This is a genomic window from Kribbella amoyensis, assembly GCF_007828865.1.
Classification (GTDB): Bacteria; Actinomycetota; Actinomycetes; order Propionibacteriales; family Kribbellaceae; genus Kribbella; species Kribbella amoyensis.
Map to the genome: position 1 here is coordinate 1,026,234 of NZ_VIVK01000001.1, position 19,970 is coordinate 1,046,203.

Sequence of the window (19,970 nt, forward strand, 5' to 3'; positions counted from 1 at the left end):
CCCCTGGGTGGATCCAGTACCCACCATAGGTCGCGGCGGCGGCCCGGTTCAGGCAGTGGCGACGAAGTGCGGCGCGGGTCGCGGGACGGTCCGGATGGCCCTGGTCAGCGCCGCGGCCACGGTTCGCAGGATCGACGCGCGGACCAGCCCGTCGTACGCCAGGGGGGCGAGCATGATCTCGTCGGCGCTCGTCTTCGCGGCCAGCGAGGCGAGTCCCGCGGCCACGGTCGCGCGGGAGCCGATGATGTGCCCCGGGTCGTCCACCAACCGCTCGGCCCGGCCCCGCTCTCTCCCGGTCAGCGGTGGCTCCAGCAGCTCCATCAGCTCGGCCGGCGTGGCGCGGACGGACGCCATACCGAGCCGATGCTTCACCCGCACGTACTCCGCGAGCCGGGCGAGCGCGTCCTCGTCCGTGTCCCCGGCGACCACCCCGACCGACACCCCGAGGTACGGGCGGACCGTGGGCCCGGTGGGTTCGAAGTTGTCCTTGTACGTCGAGGCCGCGGCGACCGTGGTCTCCGACGCGGTCAGGAAGATCGGCAACCCACGAACCGCGGCCAGCTGCGCAGTGGCGGGCCGGTTCGCCAGTACGAAGACGGGTGGCGGCAAACCTGCCAACGCGAGCCGTACGTCGCCCACCGGAGCACGGCCAGGCAGTCCGTCTCGGAGGAAGCGACACAGCTCGTCCAGGCGTTGTGGGAACAGGTCCCTTGCCTCGTCACCCCAGCCGAGGGCGGCGGCGGTCGACGGGTGCGCCACTGATCCTTCCGACACACCCAGGTCCACACGGCTCGGGTACGCGGCCGCGAGTGCGGCGAACTGTTCGGCGACCAGCAGCGGCCGGTGGTTCGCGAGCAGGACGCCTCCTGATCCGAGCCGGATCCGGTCGGTCCGGGCGGCGAGAACCGCGGCCAGTACAGCCGGGGACGCGCTGCCGATGCCGCGGACACCGTGTTGCTCGGCCAGCCAGAATCGGCGGTACCCGAGGTCGTCGGCGACCTGGGCGACCTCCATCGTCTCGCGCAGCGCCGCGGCCGCCGACTGGCCGGCCGGCTGCGGCACCATGTCGAGCACGGAGTGCGCGGAGACCGGGAGTCCGGGAGCGTGGCTGAACACTCGCCCACCGTGACAGCTCGGCCCCGGCCCGCACATGGGGGATCGGCCCCCATGTTCCGCACCGGCGGGCGGCGAAGAATTTGGGGGTGGACGGCTCTTGTTCGCGCCTCCGGGCCTCGGGCATCGTTCACGGCGTTCGTTCCACCACATCACGAACCCCAGCGGGAGGCCGGCCACGAGGACTTCGATCAGCGCGGGCCGGTGACGGTCCCGCACTTCCGACACCTGGCCCGGATGCCCTTCCACCAGAGGACAACCGGTTCGGGCGCTGCTGCCCGCGGGGTGGTCAACCCCCAGTCATCATCCCGCGGACAGCAGCACAAACGTTTGCTTTCGCTGCTTCCGCCCCCAGCGAGCGCTTGCGGAAATATGGGGGCGCGATACCCATGTCTGCGGCAGCGGCCGATGCCACGCTGTCCGCGTGCTCGACTCCGCCGCCACCGGGGCTCCCCCGGCCGACCATCGCCAGGACTGGTGGTCCGCCGGGATGCGCGCCCACGAACATGGGCAGCCCAAGCCCGCGTGGGCCCGGTACGTCGAGCGCGGTACCACCCCGATCCCGCCCCGATCGATCGCCCGGCCCGCCCCGGCCGCCGGCGACTGGCAACAGGCCCTGGTCCGGTGTCTCGAACCGCTGCTCGCCTCGGCGCGGTCCGACCTGGTCGCGGCCGGTCACACCGGTGCGGTGGCCGAGCAGGCCCTGCACCGGCTGGGCCGCCGGCTGGTCCGCCTCACCGCCCGGACGTTCGTGCTCGAGCTCGCGCGAGCCCGGGCCCGGGGCGAGCTGGCCGGCGCCACCCCGGCGGAGCGGTTCCTGGCCTTCACCCACCGGCTCGAAGGAGGGAGCGAGCTGGCGGAGTTCCTGGCCGGGTACCCGGTCCTGGCCCGGGTCCTGGGTGAGGCGTGCCGGCAGGCGGTCGAGGGGCACCTCGAACTCCTGGCGCGCCTCACCGAGGACCGTGAGCTGCTGGTCACCGAATTGCTGGCCGGCCAGGACCCGGGCGCGCTGACCGCCGTCGACCCGGGCGGCGACCCGCATCGCGGCGGCCGGAGTACGGCGACGCTCACGTTCGCGAACGGCGCCCGGGTGGTTTACAAGCCGCGCCCGCTCGACCTGCACGAGCACTTCAACGAGCTGGTCGGCTGGCTGAACACCAAGACCACGTTGGGGATCCGGACGGTCCACGTGCTCCGGCGCGGCGAGTACGGCTGGCTCGAGTACGTCGCGGCCGAGGACTGTGCCGACCTGCCCGGTGTCCGGCGGTTCTACCAACGGCAGGGCGCGTTGCTGGCACTGCTGTACGTGCTGGACGGCACCGACATGCACTACGAGAACCTGATCGCGGCCGGGGACCAGCCGGTACTCGTGGACGTGGAGACGCTGTTCCACCCGAGCATCACGCCGGCCGGTGTCGCCGCCGACCCGGCGCAGACCGCTCTCCTCAGCTCGGTGTCCCGGACGGCCCTGCTGCCGTTGCTCGTCTCCGGTGAGCACGGGGTCGCGGACCTGTCCGGGCTGGGCGGCGACGCGGGCGGGACGACACCGAACAACGTGGTCGACTGGGCCGACGCGGGCCTGGACACCATGCACCTCGTCCGGCGCCCGGGGACGACCAGGGGTGGCTCCAACCGCCCCCGGCTCGACGGCGTCGTGATGGAGCCGCGGGACCACGAGATCGCTGTACTCACAGGGTTCCGGGCCGCGTATGAGGCGATCGCCCGGCAGGGCGGGGACCTGCTCGGCCCGGGCGGTCTACCGGCTCGCTGCGCGCGGGACCGGATCCGCTACATCGCCCGGCCGAGCAACATCTACGCCACCTTGCTGGACGAGAGCACGCACCCGGACGCCCTGCGCAGCGCCGACGGTCACGCCGAACTGCTGGACCTGCTGTGGGACTCCGACGAGAGCCTGCGCCGGCTGGTCCCGTACGAACTGGCCGAGCTGTGGGCGGGCGACATCCCGCTGTTCACCACCCGGCCGGACAGCCGGGACGTGTGGGCGTCGGACGGGACCCGGATCCCCGATGTGCTCGCGGCCGACGGACTCTCCGCGGTCGAGGCGAAGATCGCGGCGATGACCGAGGTGGACCTGCACCGGCAGCAGTGGATCATCTCGGCCTGCCTGGCCACCCGGCCCGAACCGGTCCGGCACAGCAGCCCGGCGAACCGGCCCGGCCTGGGCGCCGTCGAGCCCGATCCCGAGCACGTGATCGCGGCCGCGACCGACCTGGCCGACGAGATCATGGCCCAGGTCCTCGGCCGCAGTGGCGACAGTGCGAACTGGCTCGGCCTAGAACTCCTGGACGACCATCACTGGGCCGTACTGCCGATGGGGGCGGGGCTCTCCAACGGGTACACCGGGACCGCGCTCTTCCTGGCCCAGATCGGCGCCCTCACCGGCGCGGGGAAGTACTGCGAGCTCGCCCGCGACGCGATCCGCCCGATCCCCGCCTTGCTGGAGTTGCTGGCCGCGAACCCGGCCGCCGCCCAGGCCGTGGGACCAGGGCTGCACGGGCTCGGCGGAATCACCTACGGGTTGAGCCGGCTACGCGCCCTGCTCGACGACAGCGCCCTCACCGACTCGGTCGCGGCAGCACTCGCCCTGATGGAGTCACTCGAACCCGACGACTCCCCTGGCTACGCGGAAGGCGCCGCCGGTGGACTCACCGCGGTACTGGGTGTGCCCGGCGGTGAACGGCTCGCTCATCGGTACGCCGAGGAGCTGGTCGCGGCGTCCCGTAGTACTGGGGGATTCGCTCGTGGGGACGGGGGAATCGCCTGGGCGCTGGCGCGGTACGGCGTACCGGGTGACCGTTTCCACCAGGTGGCGCGGGACGCGGCGTCGGCCGACGGAGCCGCGGACGCCGGGTGGTGCGGCGGTACGACGGGCACGGTGCTGGCCCGGCTCGTGTCGGGGGCGCCCGTCGACGTGGACGCCTACCTGCGCGCCACCAACGAACGTCCGGTGCTCGCCGACCTGAGTCTGTGTCACGGCGAGCTCGGCACGGTCGAACCACTCCTGTGGCTCACCGAGAGCGGGAACCAGCAAGCGGAGACGGTCCGGCGCCGCCGGACCGGGTTGGTGCTTGCCGCGGTCAAGCAGTACGGCGCGCGGTGCGGTACGCCGCGGGCCGTGCCGTCACCGGGGCTGCTCACCGGACTGGCCGGGATCGGCTACGGCCTGCTCCGGCTCGGCTTCCCGCACCAGGTCCCGTCCGCACTACTCATGCAACCGACCGCCGGCCGGCACACCGCACCGACGCGTGGTACCGGCCCGACCGACAGGGGAACACCATGACCGCCCAGCCCGAAGACCCGCGTACGGCGCAGGCCGACGCCGCCGCCCCGGACCCGCTCGGTCCGGTCTCGCTGCCGAAGCGCGGCCGGATCGGTGCCCGGGCGATGGCCCTGGTCGGGACCGCGAGCGTGGCGGCGATGGCTGTCCACTTCGTCGTCGACAACTGCACCACCCATACCTCGATCCAGGACCCGCACTGATCCGCCGCGCTGCCGCCCATCACAGCGGCGCGCGGACCAACCACTCCGAACAGGAGCATCTTGTGAACCAGCACCACGAGCAGTCCCCCGCCCGGTCCGCCACCGACACCACCCCGGACCCGATCGGTCCCGTCACGCTGCCGAAGCGCAGCCCGGTCGGCCGGCGCGCGCTCGCCCTGGTCGGCACGGCCAGCGTGGCCGCGCTCGCCGTGCACGCGGTCGTGGACGGCACCACGCTGACCACGATCAACGAGCACCACGTCTGACGAACCGGGTCCGGCCCTCCCCAGCAAGCGTTCGACGCCCTGAGCTCAAACGCTTGCTGGGACCTGCCGGACCCGCTGCGATGGCACCACGGCGCGGTTAAAGTTTGCAGGCATGCAGACCCATGCGCCTGGAGTGGTCGGCAGGGACGGGGAGATCGACCACCTCGGCCGCCTGCTGACGTCCGCGCGCGTGAGTCGCGGCGGTGCGGTCTTCCTGGTCGGCGAACCGGGGATCGGCAAGAGCCGGCTTGCCGCGGTCGCCACCACCGACGCGCTCGACCACTCGATGGTGACCCTGCGCGGCCGGGTCGGCGCGCTCGGGACGACGGTCGCGTTCCGCCCGTTCGCGGAGGCGTTGCTGTCGCTGATCCGGCGCGGCGAGATGCCGGCGCCGGACAGCCTCGGCCCGTACCGGCGGGTGCTCGCGCGGCTGGTCCCGGACTGGGAGGACGGCGTGGGTCCGGAAACGGCCACCTCGGCCGTGGTCCTGGGCGAGGCCGTGCTGCGGTTGCTCGGCCTGGTCGGTCGCGGCCGCGGCTGCCTGCTGGTGCTGGAGGACCTGCACGCCGCCGACCCCGAGACGCTGGCCGTGATCGAGTACCTGCTCGACAACCTGGAGGATCAGCCGATCGCGCTGGTCGCCACCACCCGGTCGGACCGTTGCCGCGCCACCGAGCTCGCCCAGCTGGCCGACCGGCGCGGCACCGCCGAGATCCTCGAACTTCCGCCGCTCGGGCCCGACGACGTCCGCGCCCTGGCCGCGGACCGGCTCGATGTCGCGGCCGCCGAGGTGCCGGACCAACTGGCCGAGCGGCTGTGGTCGGACAGTGCCGGGATCCCCTTCATCGTCGAGGAACTGCTGCAGGAGGCGAGCCGGTCGGGTCAGTTGCTGGCCGGGGCCGACGGCAAGCTCCAGGTCGTCGACGACCTGCGGATGGCGGTCCCGGATGCCGTTGTCCGCAGCATCAGCAGCCGGACCGAACAGCTCAGCCCCGAGTCGCGGGAGTTGCTGATCCTGGCCGCCGTGATCGGTCACCGGTTTCCGCTCAGCGTGGTCCGGCAGGCGAGCGCGATCGACGAACGGCAACTGCTCGCCACCTTGCGCGCCGGCCTCGCGGCCCAGCTGGTCGGGCCCGACGAGCCGGTGCCGGACTGGTACGCGTTCCGGCATCCGCTGACCGCCGAGGCGTTGCTGGCCGGGCTCAACCCGACCGAACGGGCCGCGCTCGCCCGCCGGTGCGCGGACGCGATCGAGACCCTGCACCCGGGTCTGCCGGGCGACTGGAAGCCGATGATGGCCGAGCTGGCCCAGGCCGGCGGCGACTGCGTCCGGGCCGGGACGTTGTTCGCCGAGACGGGCCGCCGGTCGTTCGACGAGGGCTCGATGGGGTCCGCGGTCGAACTGCTCGACCGCGCGTACACCTTGCTCACCGAGCACCAGGACGTCACCTACCGGGCCGGTGTCCTGGACTCGCTCTACCTCGCGCTCGGTGAGACCGGGCAGTTCGACCACCCGCTGGCCCGGCCGGAGACGATCGACGACCTGGCCGGGCGCGGACTCGAGATCCGCCGGGTGGCCGCGTTGCACGTCCAGCTGGCCGGTGTCGAGCACATGGCCGGCCGCTGGTCCTCGGCCGCGACCCACGTCGCCACCGCGCGCTCGCTGCTCGGCCACGACGCGGCCGACGAGGACCTGGCCCCTCTGGACGCGATGGCGGCCGCGCTCGAACTCACCCGGACCAGCCCGGGCCGGTTGAAGTCGGCGGCCGCGCTGGCCACCCGGGCCGCCGAGGCCGCCGAACGCGCCCGGCTGCCGAAGGTCGCGGTGGACGCCTGGCAGTTGCTCGGCATCCTGTCCCGCGAGCACGACCTGGACCGCTCGATCGAGTACTTCCGGCGCGCCCGCCAGGTCGCCGCCGAGCACAACCTCGGCCTGCAACGGGTCACCTCGCACATCTTCCAGGCCGGCTCGATGTGCCTGGCCGACGGTGGCGTCGAGGAGCTGGAACGCGCCCGCAAGCAGGCCCTGCGGATCGGCGCCATCCCGAGCGCGTACGAGGTCGACGGGGTGCTCGCCCAGCAGGCGATCTTCCGGTCCGAGTACGCCGAGGCGGCGACCATGATCGAGGAGTGCCTCGAGGTCACCCGGCGGCTCAAGCTCAGCCGCGGCGCGCCGTACGTACTGGTGACGAAGGCGATCCTGGCCGGGCACCAGGGCCGGCGGACCGCGATGGAGCAGACCCTCACGGAGCTGGCCGCGTACGGCGAACGCGCGTCGCACGAGCTGCCGTTGTCGTACGGGCTGGCCCGCACGTTCTGCGCGTTGCTGGAGGACAACCGGGAGCTGGCCGAGTCCGAGATGGCCCAGGCACTCGCGTACGACGCGCAGAACCCGACCACGTTCCACATGTCCGGCAAGCACGGACTCGGGCTGCTGCTCGGCGTCCTGGCCGGGCGGAACGGCTGGGCCCACTTCGAGGTGGTCACCGCGACGGCGGCCAGCGGGATGCGATGGAACCGGCAGTTCGTCCAATGGGCGCACGCGATCCTGCTCGGCCGCGACGGCCGGCTGGGCGAGGCGGCCGCGATGGTCGAGCTCGCGCTGGAGACGTCGTCGCTGTACCCGATGGCCCGGCACCTCGGGCTGCGGCTGGTCGCCGAGCCCGCGGCCGCGGACGGCTGGGGCGACCCGATCGCCTGGTTGCGGCAGGCCGAGGACTGGTTCCACCACGCCGAGGTACCCGCGGTCGCGAGTTCGTGCCGTGGCCTGCTCCGCCAGCTCGGTGCCACGGTCTCGCAGCGCCGCACCGGATCGGACCAGGTGCCCGCCCATCTCCGCCAGCTCGGCATCACCTCCCGCGAGTACGAGGTCTGCCTGCTGCTGGTGGACCGGATCGGGAACAAGTCGATCGCGTCGCGCCTGCACATCTCGCCCCGGACCGTGGAGAAACACGTGGCGAGTCTGATGACCAAGACCCGGCAGCCGGACCGCGAGGCGCTCAGCAGCTTCGCCAGGACGGTATTGCAGGACTGATTCCGGTGGCCACGCGTGTACGGGGAGCGAGGACGGCCGGACAGTGATAGTTGTCGACTCACGAATACTTCCGGGGACCGCCCGTTCCGGTGTCGGGTGACGCGCGGAGCGATCGAGGTCGCGGCGCACGGGACCGGTTAATTTATGAACGCTCGCTTTCTATATAGACTGCGCAGTGGCAAGCGAGTGGCAAGGGGTCGGACATGGGCAAGGGAACGGTCGGCGGCGGCGGAACGACGATGCTGCGGCGGATCAACGTCGCGGCGGTGCTGGACGCGGTCCGGCGATCCGCCCCTGCGCCGCTGCGGGTCGCCGAACTGGTCGAGCGGACCGGCCTGGCCAGGCCGACCGTCGCGCAGGCCGTCGACGAGCTGCTCGACGCGGGCTGGCTGCAGCAGCACGGCCCGGACTCCGCGGACCGCTCGCTCGGCCGTCCGGCCATCCGGGTCTCGCTGCGCGGCCGGGCCGCGCCGGTGCTCGGTCTCGACGTCGGCCCGCACCGGGTCACCGTCGGCGTCTCCGACCTGGCCGGCCGCAAGCTCTCGCTGGTCCGCCGGTCCGGGCCGGGCTGGAGCGCGCAGGAACTGCTCGGCGTCATCAGCGAGGTGATCACCGAGGCGCTGGCCGAGGCCGAGGTCCCGGCCGAGGACGTCGCTGCCGCGGTCGCCGCCAGTCCCGGCATCGTGGACGAGCACACCGGCCGGGTCCAGCTGGTCCCCAGCGTGCCGGGCTGGTCATCGATCGACCTGGTCAAGCACGTCCGCAGCCTGCTCGACTGCCCGGTGATGCTGGACAACGACGCCAACCTGGCCGCCCTCGCGATCGCGGCCGCCCGCGGTGGGACCGGCACGCTGCTCGCGGTCCAGTGGGGTGAACGCCTCGGCGCCGGCATCGTGATCGACGGCCGGCTGCACCGCGGCACCGGCGCGGCCGGCGAGATCGGCTTCATCGCGACCGCACCCGACGACGTGATCAACCCCGAGGACAGCCGCGGCCCGCTGGAGCGCGCGGTCGGCTCCGAGGCGATCGCGGCGCTCGGCCGGCAGGCGGTCATCGACCACCCGGACTCCCGGCTGGCCGAGCTCGGCCGGGACCAGCTCGACACCGCCGACGTCTTCGCCGCGGCCGCCGAGCGCGACCCGGTCGCCCAGGCCGTGGTCCAGCAGGTGGCCGCCGCCTTCGCCCGTGCGCTCGCTCCGGCGGTGCTGGTGCTCGACCCGACGGCCGTGGTCATCGGTGGTGGCGTGGCCCGGGCCGGCGCGGTCCTGCTCGACGCGATCTCCGACCAGCTCCGGCTGCTCACGCTGAACCACCCGAAGCTCGAGCTGTCCGCGCTCGCCGAGGACGCCGTCGTCACGGGTGCGATGCGGATGGCGCTCGACGAGGTCTGGCAGCGCAAGCTCCCGACGCCCGCGTTGACCACCTCGGCCTGATCCCGAGGCTCCTGACCGCGAGTGCGCCCCGAGCACCCGGTGCGTCCGGACAACGGTGCGCCGGAACAGGCCCCTCATCCCATTCCGGCGCTGCTCGCCCCACCGTCGGGCATGGACCTTGCGGCCCAACCTCCCCAGGGCGCCCCGGTGTCCCGCGTTCCACGGAGTGAAACCCCTCGGTTTCTGGCTGCATAACTTGTGCAACGGTTTGCTCGCAGCCGCCGCGGGCACCTCTGAGTCATGACCACGTGGACAGAGAGTCGCCCCGTCCGCAGTGCCGGTGTCCTGGTGTTGCTCGTCGGCGCGGTCGCCGTGGCCGCGTTGATCGGCGTCGTCGGCGTCTCCGGCACCGCCGAGCGGTACCAGAGCCTGGCGCAACCCGGCTGGGCACCGCCGAGCTGGGTCTTCGGCCCGGTCTGGACCGTGCTCTACGGCATGATCGCGGTCAGCGGCTGGCTGGTCTGGCGGCAGGTCGGCTGGGGCCGCGAGCTCGTACCGTTCGCCGTGCAACTGGTCCTCAACGCGGCCTGGACCCCGTTGTTCTTCGGCGCCGGGGCGATGGGGATCGCGCTGATCGAGATCGTCGTGCTCTGGTTCGCGATCGGGTGGACCGTGCTGACCTTCTGGCGGGTTCGCCGCGCGGCCGCGGTCCTCCTGCTGCCTTACTGGGCGTGGACCACGTTCGCCACCGCGCTCAATGCGGCTGTGTGGTGGCTGAATCGGTAACCGCCGCGGCGATCGCGTCCGGCCGGTCCAGGTGCACCAGATGCGCGGAATCCGCCAGGACCCGGAGCTCGGCGCCGAGCGCGTCCGCCAACCGTCGCTGCGCCGCCAGCCAGCGGGCGGCCGTGAACCGTGACGATCCCCCGGTCGCGACCAGCACGACGACCGGCACCACCGGGGTGAGCGCGAGCTTGCCGACCTCGCGGGCCAGCACCCAGCTCTCGGTCAGCTCCCGCCAGAACAGCAGCCACGAGGACGCCGTCCCGTACCGTGCCCGGGCGGTTGCTTTGGGCAAGAGATCGCGATCGGCCACGCTGAGCAGACGGACCAGCAGCCGGCGCGCCGCCGGACCCGCCAGCGTCGGCAGCCCGAACCGGCCCGCGGTCGTGAGCATCCACCGCATCACCTGGTCACCCCGCGTCCCCGGATGGAACCAGGGCAGCCCGGTCTCGGTGGTCAGGCTGGTGTCGACCAGGATCAAGCGTTCGACCTGATCCGGGTGCAGCAACGCCCAGCGCAGCGCCGCCAGACCACCGATCGAGTGGCCGATCAGCCCGATCCGGCCGGCCGGTGAACCCGTTGCCGCCAGCAACTCGGCCGGGGCCGAGGTGACCGGGGTCCGCCACGGATCCAGCACCCGGACGTCCTCGGTGGGCAACAGCGTGGCGAGCTGGGAGAACTCCTCAGGCGTCTCCCCGAGTCCGGGCAGGACGATCCAGGGCAACCGGGCGGCGGTCATGTCAGCCAGGGTCGCACAGCCTGCCAAGCCCGCGCCCGGGCGTCGAGAGTGGGATGATCACACCGTGTCAGCGGAACGGGTGATCCCGAAGTGGCAGCAGCACGCGGCCGGTTGGGTGGCCCGGGCCGTCGTGTTCGCGGCGGTCTGGTCGTTCGTCGCGGTCCCGCTGCACCTGATCGCGCCGGAGCTGGTCCGGCACGTCGAGACCGCGATCAACTTCCTCGGCGTCCCGGCCGGCCACACCTTCCTCTCCGCGGTCTATCTCGCCGTCGTCGGCAGCGCGCTGCTCCGGGGCAAGCGGGCCGCGTTGCTGTGGGTGCTCTGGGTGTTCGAGGGCCTGGCGGTGGTCACGCAGCTGGCCACGCTCGGCTTCATCAGCGTGCAGATCGCCTACCCGAACGACCCCGACCTGATCGCCGAGGTCGGCCACGCCTCGGTCGGCGACCTCGAGGTCGGGATCGCCCGCGTGGTCGTGCCGTTGCTGCTGATCGTGCTGCTGTGGAAGATCCGCGGCAGCTTCCCGGCCCGGCTCGCGCCCGGAACCCGGCGGCTCGCGATCGGCACCCTGGTCACCGGCCTGCTGATCTCGGTCGCGGTGAGCATCATGCTGACCCAGCTCTTCCCGCACACCCTGCAGGGCCAGCGGGAGAAGATCGGCTGGGCGGTCATCGCCGCGCTCGGCCAGAGCCGGGCCCGGATGGGGTCCGGGCACGAGGGCCACAACTGGGTCGGGCTGGCGGTCGGCTTCCTGTCCGCCGCCTCGCTGGTACTGGCGTTCTGGATCTTCCTCCGCTCGGTCCGCCGGGTCCGGTACCTGAGCCAGACCGAGGAACTGCAGGTCCGCCGGCTGCTGCTCCGGGCCGGCGAACGCGACAGCCTCGGGTACTTCGCCACCCGGCGCGACAAGGCGGTCGTCTTCTCCCCCGACAACAACGCCGCGATCGCGTACCGGGTGGTCAACGGGGTCAGCCTGGCCAGCGGGGACCCGCTCGGTGATCCCGCGGCCTGGCCCGGCGCGATCAACCGCTGGCTGACCGAGGCACGGACGTACGGCTGGTCCCCGGCGGTGCTGTCGGCCGGTGAGGAGGCGGCGCACGCGTACGTCGACGCCGGGTTGCGCGCGCTCGCGATGGGGGACGAGGCGATCATCGACGTCGCCGACTTCACCCTCGAGGGCCGGACGATGCGCCCGGTCCGGCAGGCGGTCACCCGGGCCCAGCGCGCCGGGTACCACGCCGAGGTGGTCCGGCACGGCGACCTGTCCCCGGCGACGCTCGCGGAGTACGTCCGGCTGGCCGAGCAGTGGCGGGGTGCCCGGACGGAACGCGGGTTCTCGATGGCGCTCGGGCGGCTCGGCGACCCGGCCGACGCGCGATGCGTGATGGTGATCGCGCGGGACACCGACGGTACGGTGCGCGGGCTGCTCTCGTTCGTCCCGTGGGGTGTGCGCGGGGTCTCGCTGGACCTGATGCGGCGCGACCCGGACTCGGTGAACGGGTTGATGGAGTTCATGGTGACCGCGCTGGTGGACGCGTGCGGCGATCTCGGCGTACACCGGATCTCGCTGAACTTCGCGATGTTCCGGGAGATCTTCAGCGACGCCGAGCGGGTCGGCGCCGGGCCGTTCCTACGGCTGACGAACGCCCTGCTGACCGCGGCCTCGCGGTTCTGGCAATTGGAGAGCCTCTACCTGTCGAACGAGAAGTACCTGCCGCGCTGGTCGCCCCGGCTGGTCTGCTACTCCCGCGGCGCGTCGCTGGCCCACGTACTGCTGGCCGCCGGGACCGCGGAGGGCTTCCTGCCGGCGCCGCGACCGTGGACCCGCGTGGACAGTACGGCGACCGCCGACCGGCACGCGATCACGGTCGGCGACGGCGCCCAGTTCGCGGCGGCCGTGCACGAGCAGGAGAACGAGCTGCTCCGGCCGGCGCTCCCCGATCGCCATCTCACCGAGCAAGAACGGATCCGCCGCGGCAAGCTCACCGAATTGGTTGCTGCTGGCATCGACCCGTACCCGGTCACGGTGCCGCGGACCGAGACGCTGGAGCGGATCCGCGAGCTGTACCCGAACCTCCCCGCGGACCATCGGACCGGGCACGAGGTGTCGGTGACCGGCCGGGTGCTGCGGCTGCGGGATCACGGCGGCCTCGCGTTCGCGTCGTTGCAGGACGGCCTGGCCGAGTTGCAGGTGATGCTGTCCGCGCGGACCTGCGGCGAGCAGCAGCTGGCCGACTGGCGGCACTTCGTCGACATCGGCGACCACGTCAGCGTCACCGGCGAGGTGGTCACCAGCCGCCGGGGTGAGTTGTCCGTCGACGCGACCGGCTGGCTGATCGCGGCCAAATGCCTGCATCCCCTGCCGGACAAGCGGAAAGGGTTCACCGATCCCGAGTCCCGGGTCCGGCAACGGCACCTGGACCTGGTGATGAACCCGGACTCGCTCCGGATGATGCGGCAGCGCAGTACCGCGGTACGGGCCCTGCGCAACGGATTCGAGAGCCGCGGCTTCATCGAGGTGGAGACCCCGATGCTGCAGGCCGTCCACGGCGGCGCGAACGCCCGGCCGTTCGTCACCCACATCAACGCCTACGACACCGACCTGTTCCTGCGGATCGCGCCGGAGCTGTTCCTCAAGCGGCTCGGGGTCGGCGGGCTGGGCAAGATCTTCGAGCTGAACCGGAACTTCCGCAACGAGGGCGCCGACGCGACCCACAACCCGGAGTTCACCTCGGTCGAGGCGTACCAGCCGTACGCCGACTACCACGCGATGCGCGAGCTCACCCGGGACCTGCTGATCGAGACCGCGACCGCCGTCTTCGGCAAGCCGGTGGTGCAGCGGCCGGACGGCGAGCTGGACATCTCCGGCGACTGGCCCGTCGTCACCGTGCACGACGCGGTCAGCCGGGCGACCGGCGTACCGGTGGACTCGGCGACCTCGGTCGAACGAGTTCGCGAGATCTGCGCGGAGCACAACGTCCACGCGGGCTTCGAGCTGTCGGCCGGCGAGCTGGTCCTCGAGCTGTACGACGAGCTGGTCGAACCGCGGACCACGCTGCCGACCTTCTACACCGACTTCCCGCTGGAGACGTCCCCGCTCACCCGGGTCCACCGGACCGATCCGCGACTGGCGGAGAGATGGGACCTGGTGGCGTTCGGCGCGGAGATCGGCACGGCGTACTCCGAGCTGGTGGACCCGGTCGAGCAACGCCGCCGCCTGACCGAGCAGTCGTTGAAGGCGGCCGCGGGCGACCCCGAGGCGATGTCGCTCGACGAGGACTTCCTCAGCGCCCTGGAGTACGCCCTGCCCCCGACCGGCGGCCTCGGCATCGGCGTCGACCGGGTGATGATGATGCTCACCGGCCAGAACATCCGCGCCACCCTCGCCTTCCCCTTCGTCCGCCCCCGCCCCTGATCGTCAGCTGCCGGTGGGCACCTGGAGACTGCCGTAGCGTTCGACGCGTTGCCAGCGCAGCCGGGACCCGGCGACCGCGGTGACGAGCGACTGGATCACCACCAGGTACATCAGCTGGCGGTAGACGAACTGCTGGAACGGCAGGCTCCACAGCGCTCTGACAGACTCCCGGTCCAGCCGGAACGCGTAGACGCTGGTCAAGGTCTGCAGGCCGACGAAGAGCAGCCACAGCGTCGCGACATGCCGCCGGTCGAGAAAGATCAGCCCGTACAGCGCGAAGACGTCGACGACCGGCGCGAGCAGCGGCAGCACCACCTGGAACCCGAACACGAACCCGAGACTCCGCCGGCCGAACCGGCCCTCTTCCCCGGACTGCGCCAGGGCACCCCGGTGCTTCCACATCGCCTGCAGGGTGCCGTAGCACCAGCGGTAGCGCTGCCGCCAGAGCGCGCCGAGGGTCGAGGGCGCCTCCGTCCACGCCTTCGCCCGCTCCTCGTAGACGACCCGCCAGCCGTCCCGGCAGAGCGCCATCGTCAGGTCGGTGTCCTCGGCGAGCGTGTCCTCGCTGACCCCGCCGACCCGCAGCAGCGCCGTCCGCCGGAACGCCCCGATCGCGCCCGGGACCGTCGGCATACAGCGGGCCAGGTCGAACAGCCGCCGGTCCAGGTTGAACCCGACGACGTACTCGGTGTGCTGCCACCGGCCGAGGAGGCCGCCACGGTTGCCGACCTTCGCGTTGCCCGACACCGCCCCGACAGCCGGGTCGGCGAACGGCTGCGCGAGCCGGCGAACAGCGTCCGGCTCGAACACGGTGTCGCCGTCGACCATCACGATCAGCTCGTACGACGCCGCCTGGATCCCCGCGTTCAGGGCGGCCGGCTTGCCGGCATTCGGCTGCCGGATCACCCGGACCCCGGGCAGGCCGAGCGACTCGACCAGGTCCGCCGTCCCGTCGGTCGACCCGTCGTCCACCACGATCACCTCGACGGGGTGATCGGAGCCGACCAGCGAGCGGACCGCGGCCTCGATCCCGGCCCGCTCGTTGTACGCGGGCACCACCACCGTCACCGGATCGGTCACCACCTCCCGCCACGCGTCGGCCCGGGACCGGGCATGCCGCCGGGCCACCAGAACCGTGATCACGGCCCGGAGCAGACTCAGGGCGCCGGCCGCGGCGAGGAGTGCGGTGAGGACGGCGAGCACGATCTCGCTGGCCTTCAGGGCCCCGATCATCCCGAGCCCCCGCAGCCGCTCGCTCGGGGTCGCGGGCCGGACCGGCTCGGGCAGACCGACCGTCTCGCTGACGGTCGCGAACCGGTAGCCCCTGGCCTTGAGCTCGGGAATCAGCACGGACAGCGCCGCGACGGTCTGCGCACGATCTCCGCCGGCGTCGTGCATCAGCAGGATCTCGCCCTCGTCGTCCGTGGGCCGGGAGCCCGCCAGGATCCGGGCGACCCCCGGCCGGCGCCAGTCCTCGCTGTCGCGGGTGTTCAGCACGGTGAGGTACCCGAGCCGGCGGGCGTCCTCGATCGCGGACCAGTCCTCGTCGGCGACCGCCTCGGCCTTCGACGAGTACGGCGGCCGCAGCAGCGGCGTACTGATCCCGGCGGCCCCGGCGAGGATCAGCTGGCTCTGCCGCAGCTCGAAGGACCGCCGCCACCCGGGGACCGTCGCGAGGTCGGCGTGGGTGAACGTGTGCAGCCCGAGCTGGTGGCCCTCGGCCACCATCCGGCGGGTCAGCTCCTGGTGCTCGGCGACCTCGGTGCCGACCACGAAGAAGGTCCCCTTGGCGCTGTGCTCCCGCAGCAGATCCAGGATCCGTGGCGTCCAGACCGGGTCCGGCCCGTCGTCGAAGGTGAGCGCGATCGTGAGCGGTCGAGGCGACGCCGTCCGGCCGTCCGTCCCGCGTGCGTCGATCACCGGCCCGCCACCACTGATGTCGGCCGGCACGTGCTGGTACGACGTCCGCGGCGGTGGCTCGGCGTCCGGCGCGTTGCCGAACAGATGGCTGGCGTACCCGTTCAGCATCAGGGCGGACACCAGCCCGGCCAGCGCGACGGTGAGCACCAGCCAGTGGGTCCGGAGTGGGACGTCCCGAGTACTCCGGCCGGCGCTCCGGCGCAGGCGGAGGTTCACGACCGGGCGGAGGTTCATGGCTGCGCGGCGGTCAGTGGTTGGTGCCCAGCAGGCCACCCAGGCCGATGCCGTTGACGATGCCGATCACCGGATCGGTGACGGGCGGCGCGACGGACGTCAGCGGCTCCACCACGGCCGGCGGGAGCAGACCCCGCTGCGGCTCGGTCGTCGCGGGTGGCGACTCGGGCTCGCCGGTGGACGGTTCGTCGACGTCCGGCTCGTCGGTCGCCGGTTTGCCGGTGGACGGCTTGGTCTCGGTCGGCTTCTCGGTGATCGGCTTCGTCGGCACCGGCTTGGTGGTTGGTTTGGTGGTCGGCTTGGTGGTGGCCGGCTTCTCGGTGACCGGCTTGTCCGCGGCCGGTTTGGCGGTCACCGGTTTCGCTGGGGTCCGGGCGTCGGCCGGTTCCGCGACCTTCCGGCCGGCCGAGCCCGCGGCCCCGTCAGCCTCCTCGGTCGCGGCGGGCGCCGACTTGCGCGGGGCCGGTACGACCTCCCGCGCAGCTCTGCCGGGGTCCGCGTCCTCGGTGGGCTTGCTCGTCGGCTTCGCGCCCGGCTTGATCGGATTCTCCGGGCCGACCACGGCGACCCGCTCCGGAACGGCTACCTGGTCCCGGCCGGCTCCGGCGGCCGGGGCCAACGGCAACAAGGGTGTGTCGATGGTCGGCCCACCGAGCACGCTGCTCACCATCAACGCCAGATAGGCCGACGTCGGCGCGACGACCAGTACACCGGTCCGGCGCAGTCGGCGCCCCCGCCGGCCGGACGGATCGACGAAGACGGGCTCGCCGAAAATCTTCTTCATGCATTCCCCCCAGTCCGCACTGAATTTCGCCAGACTAACCGCGAGCGGCGCACCGCAGAAGACCCAGCACCGAATTCCTCCAGCCACCGGGGAGAACTGTCGCGTTCCGTTTTTCCTGGCCAGCGGGCCGCGACCGGACCGCCCCGGCCCGTAGTCGTCGTTGCTACCGACAACGACCGGCAGTCCCGGCGAAACGCCTTTATTTGAACGCCGACGTCTCGAAATCAGGTCAGGGACTGCAGGCCGACGACCGACAGGAGCTTGAGCTTCTCGGCGGCTTCGGTGTTCGGGGGTGCTGTGTAGACGACCAGGCGGAGGTCGTTGCCGGGGGCGGTGAGGATGTCGCAGTCGAGGACCAGCGGGCCGAGGGACGGGTGGTCGAAGGTCTTGCGGTCGGACTCGTGGAAGCCGGTGCGGTGCTCGTTCCAGAGGGCGGCGAACCGGGGACTGGTGGCGCGGAGGTCGCGGATCAGGGCGCGGAGTTCCTGGTCGTGCGGGTACCGGGCGGTGGCGGCGCGCAGGTCGGTGACCATCGCCACGCCGAACCGCTCGGCCTGTTCCGGGGTCTGCAGGACGCGGCCGAAGTCGGCGTTCTCGGCCTCGTCGGGGACGAAGTGCCGCCAGATGATGTTGCGCCGCCTACCGCGGAGCGCGGACGGATCACCGAGCAGCGCGGCCCACAACGGGTTCCAGGTGACGACGGTCCACGCCGCGTCGTACACGCTGAGCGGGGCGCCCTGGAACTGATCCACCAGCCGCTGCACCCCGGGCGGGATGTACGCCGAGATCTGTCCGGGCGCGGGCGGTAGTTGGCCGGCCAGGGCGAACAGGTGGTCGCGTTCGTCGTCGCTGAGCCGGAGCGCCCGGGCGAGTGCGGTGAGCACCTGGACCGACGGCGCCGACGACCGGCCCTGCTCCAACCGGACCACGTAGTCCACCGACAGCCCGGCGAGCTGGGCCAGCTCCTCCCGGCGGAGCCCCGGTGCCCGGCGTACCCCACCGACCGGGAGCCCGACGTCGGCCGGGGTGACGCGATCACGCCACGCGTGCAGGGTGCTGCCGAGTTCGCCCACCTCCCCAGTATCGCGGTCTCCGGCCGGCCCAACCTGGTACTGCGAGTCCCCAGGCTGGTCCGGGTACTCCCTGCCGATCCGTGCCGCCGCGAAGCTCGAAGCATGACGACAACCCTCATCACCGGAGCCAACAAAGGGCTCGGCTACGAAGCAGCCCGCCAATTGGTTGCCCTAGGCCACACCGTCTACCTCGGCACCCGCGACCCGGCCCGCGGTCAGCGGGCCGCCACCGAACTCGGCGCGCGGTACGTCCACCTCGACGTCACCGACGTCCCGTCGATCCGCGCCGCCGCCGAGCAGGTCCAGGCGGAAGGTGGGCTCGACGTGCTGATCAACAACGCGGGCATCCCGGGGGCCGGGCGGACCGCGGAAGAGGTGACGGCGGAGGTGGTGCGGGCCGTGTACGAGGTGAACGTGTACGGGCCGGTCAGCGTGCTGAACGAGTTCCTGCCGGTTCTGCGCAAGAGCAGCAACCCGGTCGTGGTCAACGTGAGCAGCGGGCTCGGTTCGCTGACGGTCGCGGCGGATCCCGAGGCGAACGCGGGAGCCGTCCCGGTCTGGATTCCGGCGCCGGTCTACGCCTCGTCGAAGGCGGCGCTCAACATGCTCACCCTCCAGTTCGCCCGCCTCCACCCGGAGCTGCGGATCAACACGGTCGACCCGGGCTTCACCGCCACAGACTTCAACGGTCACCGAGGCAACCAGACGGTGGAAGAAGGAGCCGAGATCATCGTCCGCCTCGCCCAAACACCCCCCGAAGGCCCCACCGGCCAATACCTCAGCCTGACCGGCACCGTCCCGTGGTGAACGCCCGGCCCGCTGGTGCTGCTGGTGCCTGGCCGGAAACACGAGCTCGCAGTTGTCGAAGCAGGCGTTACGGCGGGGGCGGCGGTCGTGGGTGAGCACGGACCTGCACCACTCACTAACCTCCCAGGCAGCCGGCCGCCCGACGCCCTCCACGCCTGATCCAGTCCGACACCCGGCCGGCCGCACTGGTTGGTGAGTGCTGCCGGTCCGCCGCCGCGTGGCTTCTGAGTGCTACGGGGTGAGGGCGTCGAGGAGGGCTAGGAGTGCGTCACCCAACGTCGGGTGGTCAGGGTCTTCGGGAGGTGGGGTCTGGGTGGTCGGGGGCTCGGTCGGTTCTGGTGGGTCGGACGGGGTGACCGTCGGGGTCCGCGTCGGCTCCGGGGTCCGCGTCGGCTCCGGGACCTCGGGGGTTCGGGTCGCCGCTGTCGTCGGCTCACCTGTCCGTTCCTCGACCGGGATCGGCGTCGGCTTGACCTCGCGCGGCTGCCGAGTTGCCGCGTCCGACGGGCGGTCGACGGGGCGCGCGACCGTCGCGGGCGGATCCCAGGACGGTAGGGCGGACGGTGTCGGGACCGGGGTGGTGGTCGGTGCGGCCGTCTTGTCCGGTGGGATCGGGGGGTAGGCGCGTTCGGATGCTCTGGTCGACGGGGGGCCGGTGACCGGGTTCAGGGCGTCCTGGGTTCCCGGGCCGGGGATCAACGGGAGCTGGGGGCCGCCGAGCAGGCTGACTGCGGTCAGGGCGGCGTAGATTCCCAGCAGGGTGGCGGTGGCGGCGGCGATCCGGCGGCCTTTCGGGCTCCTCAGCAAAGGCCGGCGACGTGCTGCCTGTTCTTCCTCGGAGAACGGCTTCACAAGTCCGGCACAGTAACGAAGCCGGGTCGTTTCAAACAGACCCTGGAACGATCTTCACCATTTCGCGGCCGAATCCGGC

General features: G+C 72.2%; 14 protein-coding genes. 8 read left to right on the forward strand and 6 right to left on the reverse strand.

The window, feature by feature from the left end; genetic code table 11:
- Positions 1 to 48: 48 nt before the first annotated feature.
- Positions 49 to 1,116 carry an MsnO8 family LLM class oxidoreductase gene (locus FB561_RS04930; protein WP_145803467.1) on the reverse strand — a complete coding sequence of 356 codons (1,068 nt, stop codon included), beginning with the start codon at positions 1,114 to 1,116 and terminating at the stop codon, positions 49 to 51.
- Between the two features lie 421 nt (positions 1,117 to 1,537).
- On the opposite strand from FB561_RS04930, the gene FB561_RS04935 reads away from it, so the two are divergent.
- From FB561_RS04935 to FB561_RS04960, 6 genes are all read left to right on the forward strand, one after another.
- Positions 1,538 to 4,414 (forward strand): type 2 lanthipeptide synthetase LanM family protein, encoded by a 2,877-nt coding sequence (locus FB561_RS04935; protein ID WP_238334657.1) that lies wholly within the window; start codon positions 1,538 to 1,540, stop codon positions 4,412 to 4,414.
- Positions 4,411 to 4,614, forward strand: a complete 204-nt coding sequence (locus FB561_RS04940) for a hypothetical protein (protein ID WP_145803470.1) — start codon at positions 4,411 to 4,413, stop codon at positions 4,612 to 4,614. Before FB561_RS04935 ends, FB561_RS04940 begins: the two co-directional genes overlap by 4 nt.
- Positions 4,615 to 4,676: 62 nt before the next feature.
- Positions 4,677 to 4,880, forward strand: coding sequence for a hypothetical protein (locus FB561_RS04945; protein ID WP_145803473.1), 204 nt, complete (start codon positions 4,677 to 4,679; stop codon positions 4,878 to 4,880).
- Between the two features lie 112 nt (positions 4,881 to 4,992).
- The gene (locus FB561_RS04950) at positions 4,993 to 7,914 is read left to right on the forward strand and encodes a helix-turn-helix transcriptional regulator (protein ID WP_145803475.1); all 2,922 of its coding nucleotides are present in this window, start codon (positions 4,993 to 4,995) and stop codon (positions 7,912 to 7,914) included.
- Positions 7,915 to 8,117: 203 nt separating this feature from the next.
- Positions 8,118 to 9,347 (forward strand): ROK family transcriptional regulator, encoded by a 1,230-nt coding sequence (locus FB561_RS04955; protein WP_145803477.1) that lies wholly within the window; start codon positions 8,118 to 8,120, stop codon positions 9,345 to 9,347.
- A 240-nt stretch (positions 9,348 to 9,587) separates the two neighbouring features.
- Complete coding sequence (locus FB561_RS04960) at positions 9,588 to 10,073, forward strand: TspO/MBR family protein (RefSeq protein WP_145803479.1); 486 nt, start codon at positions 9,588 to 9,590, stop codon at positions 10,071 to 10,073.
- Here the strand turns inward: FB561_RS04960 and FB561_RS04965 are convergent.
- Positions 10,042 to 10,809, reverse strand: coding sequence for an alpha/beta fold hydrolase (locus FB561_RS04965; RefSeq protein WP_145803481.1), 768 nt, complete (start codon positions 10,807 to 10,809; stop codon positions 10,042 to 10,044). The two genes, FB561_RS04960 and FB561_RS04965, sit on opposite strands and share 32 nt — an antisense overlap.
- A 64-nt stretch (positions 10,810 to 10,873) precedes the next feature.
- On the opposite strand from FB561_RS04965, the gene lysX reads away from it, so the two are divergent.
- Entirely contained in the window at positions 10,874 to 14,221 is a 3,348-nt protein-coding gene (lysX, locus tag FB561_RS04970) for a bifunctional lysylphosphatidylglycerol synthetase/lysine--tRNA ligase LysX (protein WP_145803483.1), read from the forward strand.
- Positions 14,222 to 14,224: 3 nt separating this feature from the next.
- Here the strand turns inward: lysX and FB561_RS04975 are convergent, their stop codons facing one another.
- The 3 genes from FB561_RS04975 to FB561_RS04985 form a co-directional block, all read right to left on the reverse strand.
- Entirely contained in the window at positions 14,225 to 16,375 is a 2,151-nt protein-coding gene (locus FB561_RS04975; RefSeq protein WP_145803486.1) for a bifunctional polysaccharide deacetylase/glycosyltransferase family 2 protein, read from the reverse strand.
- 13 nt (positions 16,376 to 16,388) lie between these two features.
- Positions 16,389 to 17,159 carry a hypothetical protein gene (locus FB561_RS37705; protein WP_170284579.1) on the reverse strand — a complete coding sequence of 257 codons (771 nt, stop codon included), beginning with the start codon at positions 17,157 to 17,159 and terminating at the stop codon, positions 16,389 to 16,391.
- A 224-nt stretch (positions 17,160 to 17,383) separates the two neighbouring features.
- Complete coding sequence (locus tag FB561_RS04985) at positions 17,384 to 18,232, reverse strand: helix-turn-helix transcriptional regulator (protein WP_145803488.1); 849 nt, start codon at positions 18,230 to 18,232, stop codon at positions 17,384 to 17,386.
- Between the two features lie 102 nt (positions 18,233 to 18,334).
- Between FB561_RS04985 and FB561_RS04990 the strand changes: the two genes are divergently transcribed.
- A complete protein-coding gene (locus FB561_RS04990; RefSeq protein ID WP_145803490.1) occupies positions 18,335 to 19,039 on the forward strand; it encodes an SDR family NAD(P)-dependent oxidoreductase in 705 nt (234 codons plus the stop codon).
- 231 nt (positions 19,040 to 19,270) lie between these two features.
- Here FB561_RS04990 and FB561_RS04995 read toward each other — a convergent pair whose 3' ends face one another.
- Positions 19,271 to 19,891, reverse strand: a complete 621-nt coding sequence (locus FB561_RS04995; protein ID WP_145803492.1) for a hypothetical protein — start codon at positions 19,889 to 19,891, stop codon at positions 19,271 to 19,273.
- Between the last annotated feature and the right edge of the window lie 79 nt (positions 19,892 to 19,970).